Below are 14,849 nucleotides of genomic sequence, written 5' to 3'. Positions count from 1 at the left end.
GCCGGCCGGTGGGCGACGGGTTTCGCCCACCCGCCCGCCCTTTCCGGAGCCGGTGCAGGGCAGCCCGCTGGTGGGCCGGCCGGCTGGGCGCAGCGCCACGGCGCTGCGCGCCGGGCGGCGCCCACGCGCCCGCCAGCGTGGCGGCGGCCGCCGGTAGGCGGGTGGGCGGGCGAATCCTCCCGGCGTCACCGCGTAGCGGCGTCGCTCACCGTCCCGGGTGCCCGTTCGTGAGTGCAAGGTTTCGCACGCGTCACCTCGGGCCACAGCCGCGAAACGCGCGGTACCTACCTTCGGGCATCACGAGGACCTGTGACCGTGCACCAAGTACCGGGCGTGATGCCCGATGGAGGCGTGATGTCAGCCCCCAAGCCCGTGGCCTCCCGGCGAGGCGGACGTTGGATAGAAGAGTGGGACCCGGAGGACGAGCGGTTCTGGAGGGAGAAGGGGGAGCGGGTCGCGCGCCGCAACCTGGTCTTCTCCATCCTCTCCGAGCACATCGGCTTCTCCATCTGGACCCTGTGGTCCGTGCTGGTGCTCTTCATGGGGCCCGAGTACGGCATCGACCCGGCCGGGAAGTTCTTCCTGGTGTCGATGGCCACCCTGGTCGGCGCCGTCGCCCGGGTGCCCTACACCTTCGCCGTCGCCCGCTTCGGCGGTCGGAACTGGACCGTGGTGTCGGCCGCGATGCTGCTGCTGCCCACCGCGCTCGCGTGGGTGGTGATGGAGCCGGGCACGTCGTACACCACGTTCATGCTGGTGGCCGCCCTCACCGGGGTCGGCGGCGGCAACTTCGCGTCGTCGATGACCAACATCAACTCCTTCTACCCGCTGCGCAAGAAGGGCTGGGCCCTGGGCCTCAACGCCGGCGGTGGCAACATCGGCGTCCCGGTGATCCAGCTCGTCGGCCTGCTGGTGATCGCCACCGCCGGTGAGGGCAACCCCCGCGTGCTGCTGGCCGTCTACGCGCCGCTGATCCTGGTCGCCGCGACGCTGGCCTGGCGGTTCATGGACAACCTGGGCCCGGTGACCAACGACACCGGCGCCGCCCGGGAGTCCGTCCGCGACCGGCACACCTGGATCATGTCCTTCCTCTACATCGGGACGTTCGGCTCGTTCATCGGCTACAGCTTCGCCTTCGGGCTCGTGCTGCAGAACCAGTTCGACCGCACCCCGCTCCAGGCGGCCTCCATCACCTTCATCGGGCCGCTGCTCGGCTCGCTGATCAGGCCGGTCGGCGGCTACTGGGCCGACAGGTTCGGCGGGGCGAGGATCACCCTGTACACGTTCGCCGGCATGGCCCTCGCCACGGTCGTGGTCCTGCTGGCCTCGGCGAACGAGTCGCTGCCGGTCTTCCTCGTCGGCTTCGTCGGCCTGTTCGTGCTCAGCGGCCTGGGCAACGGCTCGACCTACAAGATGATCCCCGGCATCTACCGGGCCAAGGCGCAGGACCAGGGCCTCACCGGCGAGGCGGCGGCCGCCTACGCGCGGCGGCTGTCCGGCGCGGCGATCGGCCTGATCGGCGCGGTCGGCGCGCTCGGCGGGCTCGGGATCAACCTGGCGTTCCGGCAGTCGTTCCTCTCCACCGGGTCCGGATTCAGCGCCTTCGTCGCGTTCCTCGCCTTCTATGCCGCGTGTTTCGTGGTTACCTGGGCCGTATACCTGCGCGGCGCGAGCGCGCCCCAGGGAGTCGCCGAGGAGGGCGCGCAGAGCCCGGGCAGCGACGACCGGCAGCCCGCCTACGTCGGAGTCTGACGGGAACCCGGGTGCGGCGGGCCCTCGTGGCCCGGCGTAACCCGGGGGAAATCCACCGGAACCGAGCCTGTCACGCTCCGTTGACAGGCTCGGTTCCACGCATCGGAAATCTCGGGGCGGAGCGATACGGATCGATGGAGCGGATGGCGCAGAAGGAACAGGCGGGGCGTGAGATCCGGCCACTCGACGGCTTCACCGTGGGCGTCACGGCGGCCCGCCGGGCCGAGGAGCTCGGCGCGCTGCTGCGCAGGCGCGGCGCCGAGGTGCTGCACGCGCCGGCGCTGCGCATCGTGCCGCTGGCCGACGACGACGAGCTGCTGGCCGCCACCCGCGCGCTGATCGCCCACGCCCCCGACATCGTCGTGGCCACCACCGCGATCGGCTTCCGCGGCTGGGTGGAGGCGGCCGACGGCTGGGGCATGGGCGAGGAGCTGCTGCGCACGCTCGGCTCGGGTGAGCTGCTGGCCCGCGGCCCCAAGGTGCGCGGCGCCATCCGGGCGGCGGGCCTCACCGAGGCGTGGTCGCCGGCCTCCGAGTCCATGGCCGAGGTGCTCCAGCGGCTGCTCGACGAGGGCGTCGCCGACCGGCGGGTCGCCCTCCAACTGCACGGCGAGCCGCTACCCGGCTTCATCGAGGCGCTGCGCGAGGCCGGCGCCGAGGTCGTGGACGTGCCGGTGTACCGCTGGATGCCGCCCGAGGACCTCGGCCCCGTCGACCGGCTGATCGAGACGGTGCTGGCCGGCGGCCTGGACGCCGTCACGTTCACCAGCGCGCCGGCCGCGGCCTCGCTGCTGCGCAGGGCCGAGGAGCGGGGGGTGCTCGAACCGCTGGTCGCCGCGTTCCAGAAGCGGGTGCTGCCGGCCTGCGTCGGGCCCGTCACCGCGCTGCCGCTGCAGGCCCACGACGTGCCGACGCAGGCCCCCGAGCGCTTCCGGCTCGGCCCGCTGGTCCAGCTGCTCTGCAACGAGCTGCCGGCCCGCGCCCGCCCGCTGCCGGTCGCGGGCCGCCGGGTGGAGATCCGCGGCCACGCCGTCGTGGTCGACGGCGAGCTGCGGCCGATCCCGCCGGCCGGCATGGCGATGCTGCGGGTGCTGGCCCGCCGACCCGGCTGGGTGGTCTCCCGCGCGGAGCTGCTGCGCGCGCTGCCCGGCGCCGGGCGGGACGAGCACGCCGTGGAGACCGCCATGGCGAGGCTGCGGACGGCACTCGGCGTGCCGACCCTGATCCAGACCGTGGTCAAGCGCGGCTACCGACTCGCCCTCGATCCGGCACTCGACGGCCGCAAGTACGGCGAGTAACGGTCGGGGCCCGTCGGACGGCCCGCCCCCGGCCGTCCGACCTGTGGCACATGCCGCACGCACGGCCCCGGATGGGCGTACGGTGGAACGCCTTCCAGACCAGCGGAGCCGACAGCCGAAGAGGGGGACCGCGCCATGGACGTGCGGGAACGCGAGATCCGGGACGAGCAGCGTCACCTGGACACCGTGTACCGGCGGCTGACGGAGAAGATCCACGAGGCCGAGTTCCTGATGGCCGACGCGGCCGACCGGGTCCAGGTCGGCACCCCGGGTGCGCTCGCCGAGCGCGACGCCCAGGTCTTCCAGGCGGGGCTCCACCTCTCCCGGCTGAACAACGAGTTCGAGGACTTCCTGTTCGGCCGGATCGACCTGCTGCCGGGCAAGGACGGGGTGCGCGGCCCGGACGGCGCCTACACCTCGGTCGAGCCGGCCGACGACGCGATCGGCGAGGAGGACGGCGCGCCCGTGGCCGAGATCGCCGAGACCCTGCACATCGGGCGGCTCGGCGTGCTCGACGCCGAGTACGTGCCGCTGGTCATCGACTGGCGGGCGCCGGCCGCCGCGCCCTTCTACCGGGCCACCCCCGTCGCCCCGGGCCGGGTGGTGCGGCGCCGGGTGATCCGCAGCCGGGGCCGCCGGGTGCTGGGCGTCGAGGACGACCTGCTCCGCCCCGAACTGCGCGCCCTGCTGGCCGGCAGCGAGCTGCCGGTCGTCGGCGACGGCGCGCTGATGGCCGCCCTCGGCCGGGCCAGGGGGCGGCGGATGAGCGACATCGTCGCCTCCATCCAGGCCGAGCAGGACGAGGTGATCAGGGCGCCGGTCACCGCGGTCACCGAGGTCACCGGGGGTCCCGGCACCGGTAAGACGGCGGTGGCCCTGCACCGGGCCGCCTACCTGCTCTACCAGAACCGGCGGCGGTACGCGGGCGGCATCCTGGTGGTCTCCCCGACGCCGCTGCTGGTGTCGTACACGGAGGGCGTGCTGCCGTCGCTCGGCGAGGAGGGGCAGGTCGCGATCCGGGCGCTCGGCTCGCTGATCGAGGGCGCCGAGGCCGACTCGTACGACGAGCCGGCCGTCGCGCGGATCAAGGGCTCGGCCGCCATGGCGCGGGTGCTGGCCCGCGCGGCGCGCGGCGCGATCGACGCGCCCGGCGCGCCCGGGCGGCTGCGGGTGGTCGCCTTCGGCCGCCGCGTCGAACTCGACGGCGAGGAGCTGGCCGCGGTCCGGCAGCAGGCCCTCGGCGGCACCGCCCCCGTCAACCTGCTGCGGCCCCGCGCCCGCCGGCTGCTGCTGGACGCGCTGTGGCGGAAGTCGGGCGCCCCGGAGCGCTACCAGGACCCGGGGTTCGCCGCCGAGGCCCGCGAGGCGTTCAACGACGACATCGCGGACGAGGAGGCGTTCACCGACTTCCTGGCCGCCTGGTGGCCCGAGGTCACCCCGCTCCAGGTGCTCGTGGCCATGGCCGACGAGCAGCGCCTGGCCCGCTGGGCCCGCCGGATCCTGCGCCCGCGCGAGGTGCGACAGCTGGCGCGGTCGCTGCGCCGGGTCACCCCGGCGGGCGCCGGGCTCTCGGCGCACGACGTGGCGCTCCTCGACGAGCTGCGGGTGCTGCTCGGCACCCCGACCAGACCGGCGGCGCCCCGCGAGGTCGACGTGCTCGACCAGCTCACCGGGCTCGCCGAGCTCACCACCTACGCGGAGCGCAGCGCGCCGAACGGTCGGGCATCGGCGACCGAAGCCGACGGCGGCGAGCGCCTGGACTACGCGCATGTGATCGTCGACGAGGCGCAGGACCTCACTCCGATGCAGTGGCGGATGGTGGGCCGGCGCGGGGGCCAGGCCACCTGGACCATCGTCGGGGACCCGGCGCAGTCCTCGTGGCCGGACCCGGCCGAGGCGGCGGCGGAGCGCGACCGGGCCCTGGGGCGGCGGATGCGGCGCCGCTTCGAGCTGACGGTCAACTACCGCAACCCGGCCGAGATCGCGCGGGTCGCGGACGGGGTGCTGTCCCGGGCCATGCCGGGTGCGGTGCCGCCGCGCGCGGTGCGGGAGACCGGGATCGCGCCGCGGTTCGCCACCGTCGAGTCGGCGGGGGCGCTGCGGGCCGCGGCGCGGTCCGAGGCGAGCCGGCTGCTGGCCGAGGTGCCGGGCACGGTCGGCGTGGTGGTGGCGATGCGTCGCCGCGCGGAGGTCGCGGGGTGGCTGGCCGACCTTCCGGAGGCCGGGGAGCGGCTGATGGTGCTGGGCAGCCTGGAGGCGAAGGGCCTGGAGTACGACGCCACGCTGGTGCTGGCCCCCGGCGAGATCGCCGACGAGTCGCCCGCCGGGCTCCGGGTGCTCTACGTCGCCCTCACCCGCGCCACCCAGCGCCTCACCGTGCTGGCCACGGCTGGCGACACGGCCGTCCCGGCCGGCTGAGCTGGGCGGTTGACGTGGGCGGAGTCCCGCACTTGCACCGGGCGGGGACGCGTGCGGTAGCCTGAAACTGGCGTCGGCCCGTTCCATGCCCCCGGGCCCAACCATTGTCGCTACGAGCGACCACTTGCCGCGAGGCGAGCTGGCGGGTCGGCGCCCCTACCTCTCCCCCCTCCTTCTTTCCACACCGTTTCCATGGCTGTGACGCTTTGCTGTTACGGTCATATCGGTCCCGCGCCCTGGGTTTCACCGAGGCGCGACGCTCTCGTATGGTGACAGCACTTTCGGGGGCGGTTTTCAGGAAAGCGAAGGAAGTCGGCGATGGCAACGGCGCCCAGTGTCTCGTACTCGATGACGGTCCGTCTCGAGGTCCCGGCCAGCGGTACGGCGGTCAGTCAGCTCACCACCGTCGTCGAGTCGTCGGGCGGCTCGGTGACCGGCCTGGACGTGACCGCGTCCGGCCACGAGAAGCTGCGCATCGACGTGACCATCGCGGCCAGCTCGACCGCGCACGCCGACGAGATCGTCCAGAAGCTGCGCGGCATCGAGGGCGTGGCGCTCGGGAAGGTCTCCGACCGCACCTTCCTGATGCACCTCGGCGGCAAGATCGAGATGAAGTCCAAGCACCCGATTCGCAATCGCGACGACCTCTCGATGATCTACACGCCGGGTGTGGCCCGGGTCTGCACACAGATCGCGGCCAACCCCGAGGACGCCAGGCGGCTGACCATCAAACGCAACAGCGTGGCCGTCGTCACCGACGGCTCGGCGGTGCTCGGCCTCGGCAACATCGGCCCGCACGCCGCGCTTCCGGTGATGGAGGGCAAGGCCGCCCTGTTCAAGCGGTTCGCCGGCATCGACGCCTGGCCGCTGTGCCTCGACACCCAGGACACCGACGCGATCGTGGAGATCGTCAAGGCGATCGCGCCCGGCTTCGCCGGCATCAACCTGGAGGACATCTCCGCGCCGCGCTGCTTCGAGATCGAGGCGCGGCTGCGCGAGGCCCTGGACATCCCGGTCTTCCACGACGACCAGCACGGCACCGCCATCGTGGTGCTGGCCGCGCTGACCAACGCGCTGCGCGTGGTCGGCAAGGAGCTGGGCAACGTACGGGTCGTCATGTCAGGCGCGGGCGCCGCCGGCACCGCCATCCTCAAGCTCCTCATCGAGGCCGGCGTCAAGCACGCGGTGGTGGCGGACATCCACGGCGTGGTGCACTCGGGCCGCGCCGACCTGGTGGACGCCGACGGCGACTCGCCGCTGCGCTGGATCGCGGACAACACCAACCCGGAGGGCGTCACCGGCACCCTGAAGGAGGCGATCGTCGGCGCCGACGTCTTCATCGGCGTCTCCGCGCCCGACGTGCTGGCGGCCGAGGACGTGGCGGCGATGGCGAACGACGCGATTGTGTTCGCGCTCGCGAATCCGGACCCGGAGATCGACCCGGCCATCGCCCGCCAGACGGCCGCCGTGGTGGCCACGGGGCGCTCCGACTTCCCCAACCAGATCAACAACGTTCTGGTGTTCCCCGGCGTGTTCCGCGGCCTGCTCGACGCCCAGTCGCGGACCGTCGACCTGTCGATGATGCTGGCCGCGGCCCGCGCGCTGGCCGACGTGGTCGGCGAGGAGGAGCTGAACGCCAACTACATCGTGCCCAGCGTCTTCAACGAGAAGGTCTCGGGCGCGGTGGCCGACGCCGTCCGCGAGGCGGCCCAGGGCGGCACCGGGCACGCCGGCGCCTAGGGCCCCGACCCGGCGGCGAGTCGGTTGCCCGGCCTCCGCGGCCGCCCCTTAGGGTGACGGGAGAGGCGAGCCACGGGACCGTCATGGCGGCGGGCGATCAGCGCTCTTCGTGTGACCCCGCGGGCGCCGGATTGGCCTTCTCGCCTCCCGTGGGGGCAGGATGCGTATCCGGGCGCGAGGGGCCCGGAAGTCAGACCCTGGTCCTGGGGCTGTCAGTGGGCCCTGGCAGCATCGGCTTCGATCTCACGCCTCATTGGCAAGATGAACACGGGAGTACGAAATATGAACCGCAGTGAGCTGGTGGCCAGCTTGGCCGACCGCGCCGGGGTGACTCGAAAGGACGCCGACGCCGTGCTGGGCGCCTTCGCCGAGACCGTCGGCGAGATCGTTGCCAAGGGGGACGAGAAGGTCACCATTCCCGGCTTCCTGACCTTCGAGCGCACCCACCGTGCCGCCCGCACCGCGCGCAACCCGCAGACCGGCGAGCCGATCCAGATCCCGGCCGGGTACAGCGTCAAGGTGTCCGCGGGCTCCAAGCTGAAGGAGGCCGCCCGGGGCAAGTGACCCCGTGGTGAACATGTTGCAGGGGTGGCCCGGCCAGGGCCACCCCTCTCGTGCTGTCAGGGCGCGGCCGCGGCTGTCGCCGAAGGCCGCGTGAGGATCACCACACCTCGCTAGGCTCTTCGCCGACCAGAAGGTCACCGCGCGCCGGCCGGCCTCTGACACACGGGGAAGAAGAGTGACGACCATCCAGATCACGCCCGAGGACGATCCCCTCGGGCAACAGCGGCGTTCCCTGCTCGACTGGCTGCGCAGGGAGCCGGGGGTGCGCGAGCACGCGGAGATCACGCTGCTCTCCGGCGCGCCCGCGGCCCGGGGCACCATGGGCGTCTCGGCGGACGTCATCCGGCTCGTCGTCGACTACGGCTTCCAACTGGCCAACCTCGGCGTGGCCATCGCCGCCTGGCGCGCCGCCTGCGCCCCGCGCGCCCGGGTGACGATCGAGCGCGACGGGCTCACCGTCACGGTCTCCACCGCCGACCCCGCCACCGCGCGCGCCCTGGTCCAGGCCCTCGGCGCGGGCGACGACGGGGAGGCGGGCCGAAACCCGGGGGAGGGGGCGTGAGCGGCGAGGGCAAGGGGCCGCCGGATCCGGCGCAGTCGGCCGGGGTGCTCATCGGCGTCCGGCGCTACAGCCGTCTCGAGCCGCTGCCCGCGGTGGCGAACAACTGCCGCGCCCTGCACTCCGCGTTCACCGACCCACGGGTCTGGGGCCTCGCGGAGGACGAGCGGTGCCGCACCGTGCTCGACCCCAGGTCGCCCGACGAGCTGATCGAGCCGGTCATCAGGGCTGCGAAGCTGGCCAGGGACACCCTGGTGGTGTACTACGCGGGCCACGGAGTCATCGACCCGCACGACCTGACGCTCCATCTCACCCTGCCCGACTCCCGCCCCGACGGCCCGCACACCGCGGTCCCCTACGAGTGGCTGCGCCGCGCGATCATCGAGCACAGCAGGGCACGGCGCAGGATCGTCGTCCTCGACTGCTGCTTCAGCGGCCGGGCGCTCGGCACCGGGATGTCGGACGCGGCGAGCCTGCGCACGGTGGCCAGCGTCGAGGACACCTACCTGCTGACCTCGGCCGCCGAGAACGTGCGGGCGCTCTCCGTGCCGGGCGAGCGGTTCACCGCGTTCACCGGCGAGTTGGTCGACGTGCTGACCAACGGGGTGCCGGACGGGCCCGAGTTGCTCTCCCTCGACGACGTGTACCGGCAGGTGCACGACGCGTTGCTGGCCAAGGGGCGCCCCGAGCCGCAGCGGCAGGACCGCAACCAGGCCGGCGCCCGGCCGTTCGTACGCAACCAGGCGCGCCTCCCCGCGCCCCCTCAGCCGCCGCCGTCGTTCTGGCGCCGGCGCCGGACCGGCCTGGTCGTCGCGGCCGGCACGGCGCTGGTGCTCACGTCCGCGCTCGCCCTCCGCTGGGGGGCCGGCCCCGACCAGCAACGGGCCGGCGCCTGCTCGCCCGCGGCCACGCTGCTCGGCCACTCGGACGCGCTGGACACCACCGAGCACCGTGGCCGGGACGTGGAGGGCCTCTCGGCGCTCGCCCCGACCGAGGGCGACCGGGCGCTGGTGCTCGGCGACAACACCCCCGCGCTGCTCTACGAGGTGGCGCTCGGCGGCCCCGAACTCGAGGGCCTGGAGATCGAGAACGTCACGACGCTGGTCGACGAGGACGGCGCGCCGCACCAGGGCGAGGAGTTCGACGGCGAGGGCCTGGTCGTCGAGGGCGAGACCGTGCTGGTGGCCTCCGAGTCGGACGCCGGCCCCTCGCTCACCCGCTTCCGCCTCGCGGACGGCCGGGCGGTCGCCAGCCTGCCCGTCCCGGACAACTTCCGACCGAACGTCAACATGGAGTCCCTCACCGTCACCCCGGACGGCGGCTCGCTCTACCTGGGCCTGGAGACGCCGCTCCCGGTCGACGACACCTACCGCGGGCAGAACATGCTGCGCGTGCAGCGCTACACGGGCTCGCGCGGCGGCGACTACCGACTGGCCGGCCAGTTCGGCTACCAGTCGGACTCGGGGCTCTCCCTGGTCGAGCTGGCCGCGCTCGGGGACGAGGAGTTCCTCGCCCTGGAGCGCGGCTACGTCGCCGGCGTCGGCAACACCGTCCGCGTCTACCACGTGTCGTTCGCCGGCCTGACCGACGTGTCGGGGATCGAGTCGCTCGGCGACGCGCCCTCCGACGTCTTCCCGGTCAAGACGCTGCTCGTCGACCTCGGTGACTGCCCGGCCTCGGGCGCCGTCGCCAAGCAGGAGCAGATCAACCCGCTGCTCGACAACGTGGAGAGCATGGCGCTCGGCCGGGAGGTCGTCGACGGCGAGCACGCCGGCCGGCACCTGCTCCACCTGGTGTCCGACAACAACGGCAGCCCGCGGCAGACCACGCGCTTCTACGCGCTCGCCGTGCGGCTCCCCTGAACACCGCGGGGCCCGGGCGTCAGGCGCGCTCCACCTTGGCGCCCAGGCTCTCCAGCTTGTCGGCGAAGTTCTCGTAGCCGCGGTTGATCAGCCCGATGCCGTGCACCCGCGAGGTGCCCTGCGCGGCCAGCGCCGCGATCAGGTACGAGAAGCCGCCCCGCAGGTCGGGGATGACCAGGTCGGCGCCCTGCAGCGTGGTCGGCCCCGAGACCACCGCCGAGTGCAGGAAGTTGCGCTGGCCGAAGCGGCAGGACGCGCCGCCCAGGCACTCCCGGTAGAGCTGGATGTGCGCGCCCATCTGGTTGAGCGCGCTGGTGAAGCCGAGACGCGACTCGTAGACCGTCTCGTGCACGATGGAGAGCCCCGACGCCTGGGTGAGCGCCACCACGAGCGGCTGCTGCCAGTCCGTCTGGAAGCCCGGGTGCACGTCCGTCTCCAGCGCGATCGCGTTGAGCGGGCCGCCGGGGTGCCAGAAGCGGATGCCGGCGTCGTCCACCTCGAACTCGCCGCCGACCTTCCGGTACACGTTGAGGAAGGTCATCATCTCCCGCTGGCTGGCGCCGTGCACGTAGACGCTGCCCTTGGTGGCCAGCGCCGCGCTCGCCCACGAGGCGGCCTCCAGGCGGTCGGGCAGCGCCCGGTGCGTGTAGCCGCCGAGCCGGTCGACGCCGGTGATCCGGATGGTCCGGTCGGTGTCCATCGAGATGATCGCGCCCATCTTCTGCAGCACGCAGATCAGGTCCTCGATCTCCGGCTCGACCGCCGCGTTCGACAGCTCGGTGACGCCCTCGGCCAGCACCGCCGTCAGCAGCACCTGCTCGGTGGAGCCGACCGACGGGTAGGGCAGCCGGATCTTGCAGCCGCGCAGCCCCTTGGGGGCCTCCAGGTACTGGCCGTCGGCGCGCTTCTCGATCGTCGCGCCGAAGCTGCGCAACACGTCGAAGTGGAAGTCCACCGGACGGCCGCCGATGTCGCAGCCGCCGAGGCCCGGGATGAACGCGTGGCCCAGCCGGTGCAGCAGCGGGCCGCAGAACAGGATCGGGATCCGCGAGGAGCCGGCGTGCGCGTCGATGTCGGCCACGTTGGCGCTCTCCACGTGCGAGGGGTCGAGCACCAGCTCGCCCGGCTCCTCGCCGCTGCGCACGGTCACCCCGTGCAGCTGGAGCAGGCCGCGCACCACGCGCACGTCGCGGATGTCGGGCACGTTCCGCAGCCGGCTCGGCGCGCTGCCGAGCAGCGCCGCGACCATCGCCTTGGGCACGAGGTTCTTCGCCCCGCGGACCCTGATCTCCCCCTCGATCGGGGTGCCGCCGTGAACAATCAGTACGTCGTCGGTCATCGAACTCGAGATCCCTACGGGTCGGTGCGGGGGCCACCGCGTTTCGACGGCGACCGCATGGAAATGCCAGTGAGCCATGCTATGACCGCACGAGCCGCGCGCTCGCGGACGGCACTCCCCAGCGGTCATCCGATGCGGAATCATGGGTGCCATGACCGAGGCGTCCTCGCTCACCGGGCGGCTGTTGGTGGCCACCCCGGCCCTGTCCGATCCCAACTTCGACCGCTCCGTGGTCCTCCTCCTCGACCACGACCGGGAGGGGGCGCTCGGCGTGGTCCTGAACCGCCCGACGCCCGTGGGGGTCTCGGAGGTCCTGGAGCCGTGGGCCTCGCTCGCCGGGGAGCCAGGCGTGGTCTTCCAGGGCGGCCCCGTGGCGCTCGACGCCGCGCTGGCCATCGCCGTGGTGCCGGGCACGGGCCCGCTGGGCTGGCGGCGGGTGCACGGCTCGATCGGCCTGGTGGACCTGGAGGCGCCGCCCGAGGTGCTGGCGGCCGAGGTGGGCAGCCTGCGGATCTTCGCCGGGTACGCCGGCTGGGGCCCTGGGCAGCTGGAGCGGGAGCTGGACGAGGGCGCCTGGTACGTCGTGGACTCCGAGCCGGGGGACGTCTCGGTGCCGGAGCCGGAGCGCCTGTGGCGGGCCGTGCTGCGCCGGCAGCGCGGCAGCCTGGCACTGCTCGCGACATACCCGGACGACCCGTCGCTCAATTAGGCTTGTGACCCATGAGCACTCTCGAGCCCGAACGCGGAGCGGGCACCGGCACCCTCGTCGAGCCCACCCCGCAGACGACGCACGGCGATGGCGACCACGAGCGCTACGCCCACTACGTCCAGAAGGACAAGATCATGGCGAGCGCGCTGGACGGCACCCCCGTCGTCGCGCTCTGCGGCAAGGTCTGGGTGCCGGGTCGGGACCCGAAGAAGTACCCGGTGTGCCCCACCTGCAAGGAGATCTACGAGTCGATGGGCTCGTTCGGCGGCGGCAAGGACGGCAAGGGCGGCAACGGCGGCAAGTAGCCCCGACCGCCCCCGCCGGCTCCGCGCCGCGCCGGGACCCCGGACCGCCCGGCCGTGCAGGGCCGTCCGGGGCTCCGTCATGCCCCTGGCCGGGGTCCGTCCTGGCGTCCCCTCCCCGGCCCCGCACCCCGCTCCGCGCCGTGCCCTGATCGTGTGAGTCGAGGGCGGCCCCGGGCGCCGGTCCCGCCGCCGCCGGATCCGGTGGCCGCCCCGCGTGTCGCGCGTGCCACCCCGGCGCCTGCCGGGCCGGATTCTGTGCCAGAGTTGCCACGTCCGGGCTCGGAACACGTACCGTACGGCTCGGCAGCCGGGACAACCGGAAAGGGGCAGCCGGATTGAGCACGCACGCACCGCACGCACCGGGCTCCGCGCGGCTCGTCGCGCTACCAGCCACGCTGGACGAGGCCGTGGCGGCGCTGGCCGCAGAACCGGCCGCCGTGCCGGTCGCGGGCGGCACGGACCTGATGGCCTCGGTCAACGCCGGGCTGCTGCGGCCCGCGGCCCTGGTCGGCCTCGGCCGCCTCGCGGAGCTGCGCGGCTGGGCGTACCAGGACGGTCACGCGCTGCTCGGCGCCTGTCTCACGCACTCCCGGATGAGCCGCCCCGACTTCGCCGCGCTGATCCCGGCGCTGGCCGCCGCCGCGCGGTCCGCGGGCCCGCCCCAGGTGCGGAACGCCGGCACCCTCGGCGGCAACATCATCACCTGCGCCCCCTCGGGCGACACGCTGCCGGTGCTCGCCGCGCTCGACGCCACGCTGCTGGTCGCGGGTCCGGACGGCGAGGGCCGGCAGATCCCGGTCAGCCACCTGCTCGCCGGCCGGGACCGGCTGCGCGGCGGGGAGCTGCTGGCCCACGTGCGGGTGCCGCTGCTGCACGCCCCGCAGACCTTCCTGAAGGCCACCGCGCGCACCGGGCCCGCCAGGGCGCAGGCCTCGGTCGCGGTCGTCCTCGACCCGGTGCGCCGGGAGGTGCGCTGCGCGGTGGGCGCCGTCAGCCCGATGCCGCTGCGGCCGCTGGACGCCGAGCGGTGGGTGGCCTCCCTGGTCGACTGGGACGGTGAGCGCGGCCTCGCCCCCGAGGTGCTGCACGCTTTCGGGGACTATGTCGGAATGGCCTGCATCCCGGATCCGCCGCCGCCGAGCGATGGGGGCGAACCTCCGCAACTTCCGCCCGCCGTGCAGCACATGAGGCGTACCGTGGCGACACTGGCCCGCCGTGGACTCGGAAGGGCTCTCGCATGAGCAACGAACAGCAGCCCGAACCGGCGCCCGACTTCTCGCCGGAAGGCGCGCGCCCGCCAGGACCGCAGGGCGGGTGGGGCGGCGAGTACGACTCGGACGCCACCGCCTTCATAGAGCTACCCGAGGGCTACCAGGAGCGCTCGGGCGGCGAGCCGCTCGCCGCGCCGGGACACGGCTACCAGCCGCCGGAGATCGGCGACGGCGCGGCCGCGCCGGCCGCCGACCCCTCGGTCGGCGGGCAGTGGACCAGGCCGTTCGGCGACGTCCCGCAGGGCGCGGGGCACGACGCCGGGCCCTGGTCGACGGGGGGCGAGCCCCCCGCGCCCGCCCCCTGGGCCACGCCCCCCGCCGACGAGCCCCACCCCACCGCGGAGCCCGCCGCCGGTGCCGTGGAGCCATGGTCGCCCGAGCCGGACGGGACCCCTCCCGGCCAGCCGGAGGCCGGCAGCCGCAGCGACCACCCCGAGGTCTCCTACGTGCTGCGGGTCAACGGCGTGGACCGGCCGGTGACCAGCGCCTGGATCGGCGAGTCGCTGCTCTACGTGCTGCGCGAGCGGCTCGGCCTGGCCGGCGCCAAGGACGGGTGCGCGCAGGGCGAGTGCGGGGCCTGCTCGGTGCAGGTCGACGGGCGTCTGGTGGCGGCCTGCCTGGTGCCGGCCGCCACGGCCGCGGGCAGCGAGATCAGGACGGTGGAGGGGCTCGGCGCCGACGGCGCGCCCTCCGACGTGCAGCGCGCGCTGGCCGCCACGCCGGTGCAGTGCGGCTTCTGCCTGCCGGGGATCGCGATGACCGTGCACGACCTGCTCGAGGGCAACCACGCGCCGACCGAGCTCGAGACGCGGCAGGCGCTCTGCGGCAACCTGTGCCGCTGCACCGGGTACCGGGGCGTGCTCGACGCCGTCCGCACGGTCGTGGAGGAGCGCGCGGCCACCGCGGCGCGCGCCGCCGAGGAGGCCGGGCACGAGGCCCGGGACGGCGGCCCGGGCACCCGCATCCCGCACCAGGCGGGGCCGCCCGCCGGGGGGACGCGGTGAGCCGCCGGGCCACGGTGCCGGGCGGCCG

General features: G+C 74.1%; 12 protein-coding genes. 11 read left to right on the top strand and 1 reads right to left on the bottom strand.

What is annotated here, in order from left to right; translation table 11 throughout:
• Positions 1-354: 354 nt before the first annotated feature.
• From RNC47_RS30280 to RNC47_RS30250, 7 genes are all read left to right on the top strand, one after another.
• Entirely contained in the window at positions 355-1,752 is a 1,398-nt protein-coding gene (locus RNC47_RS30280; protein ID WP_311603317.1) for a nitrate/nitrite transporter, read from the top strand.
• A gap of 143 nt (positions 1,753-1,895) precedes the next feature.
• Entirely contained in the window at positions 1,896-3,050 is a 1,155-nt protein-coding gene (locus RNC47_RS30275) for a uroporphyrinogen-III synthase (RefSeq protein WP_311603315.1), read from the top strand.
• Between the two features lie 135 nt (positions 3,051-3,185).
• On the top strand, positions 3,186-5,468 hold the full coding sequence (locus tag RNC47_RS30270; protein ID WP_311603314.1) for a HelD family protein: 2,283 nt from the start codon (positions 3,186-3,188) through the stop codon (positions 5,466-5,468).
• Positions 5,469-5,786: 318 nt separating this feature from the next.
• On the top strand, positions 5,787-7,208 hold the full coding sequence (locus tag RNC47_RS30265; protein ID WP_311603312.1) for an NAD-dependent malic enzyme: 1,422 nt from the start codon (positions 5,787-5,789) through the stop codon (positions 7,206-7,208).
• A gap of 282 nt (positions 7,209-7,490) precedes the next feature.
• Positions 7,491-7,772: an HU family DNA-binding protein gene (locus RNC47_RS30260; protein ID WP_132931688.1), complete on the top strand. Its 282-nt coding sequence runs from the start codon at positions 7,491-7,493 to the stop codon at positions 7,770-7,772.
• Between the two features lie 175 nt (positions 7,773-7,947).
• On the top strand, positions 7,948-8,334 hold the full coding sequence (locus tag RNC47_RS30255) for an effector-associated constant component EACC1 (RefSeq protein WP_311603310.1): 387 nt from the start codon (positions 7,948-7,950) through the stop codon (positions 8,332-8,334).
• Positions 8,331-10,193 (top strand): caspase, EACC1-associated type, encoded by a 1,863-nt coding sequence (locus tag RNC47_RS30250; RefSeq protein WP_311603308.1) that lies wholly within the window; start codon positions 8,331-8,333, stop codon positions 10,191-10,193. The genes RNC47_RS30255 and RNC47_RS30250 overlap by 4 nt, the downstream gene beginning before the upstream one ends.
• A 19-nt stretch (positions 10,194-10,212) precedes the next feature.
• Here RNC47_RS30250 and murA read toward each other — a convergent pair whose 3' ends face one another.
• Positions 10,213-11,532: a UDP-N-acetylglucosamine 1-carboxyvinyltransferase gene (gene murA / locus RNC47_RS30245; protein ID WP_311603306.1), complete on the bottom strand. Its 1,320-nt coding sequence runs from the start codon at positions 11,530-11,532 to the stop codon at positions 10,213-10,215.
• 151 nt (positions 11,533-11,683) lie between these two features.
• Between murA and RNC47_RS30240 the strand changes: the two genes are divergently transcribed.
• The 4 genes from RNC47_RS30240 (at position 11,684) to RNC47_RS37695 (ending at position 14,821) form a co-directional block, all read left to right on the top strand.
• Positions 11,684-12,241, top strand: a complete 558-nt coding sequence (locus tag RNC47_RS30240; protein ID WP_165953806.1) for a YqgE/AlgH family protein — start codon at positions 11,684-11,686, stop codon at positions 12,239-12,241.
• 11 nt (positions 12,242-12,252) lie between these two features.
• Positions 12,253-12,546 (top strand): DUF3039 domain-containing protein, encoded by a 294-nt coding sequence (locus RNC47_RS30235; RefSeq protein ID WP_132931683.1) that lies wholly within the window; start codon positions 12,253-12,255, stop codon positions 12,544-12,546.
• 335 nt (positions 12,547-12,881) lie between these two features.
• Positions 12,882-13,787 carry an FAD binding domain-containing protein gene (locus RNC47_RS30230; protein WP_311603302.1) on the top strand — a complete coding sequence of 302 codons (906 nt, stop codon included), beginning with the start codon at positions 12,882-12,884 and terminating at the stop codon, positions 13,785-13,787.
• Entirely contained in the window at positions 13,784-14,821 is a 1,038-nt protein-coding gene (locus RNC47_RS37695; protein ID WP_394814913.1) for a (2Fe-2S)-binding protein, read from the top strand. Before RNC47_RS30230 ends, RNC47_RS37695 begins: the two co-directional genes overlap by 4 nt.
• Positions 14,822-14,849: the final 28 nt, after the last annotated feature.

The sequence above is a fragment of the Streptomyces millisiae genome (assembly GCF_031845425.1).
Taxonomy (GTDB): domain Bacteria; phylum Actinomycetota; class Actinomycetes; order Streptomycetales; family Streptomycetaceae; genus Streptomyces; species Streptomyces millisiae.
This window is presented reverse-complemented; position numbering and strand designations above follow the sequence as displayed.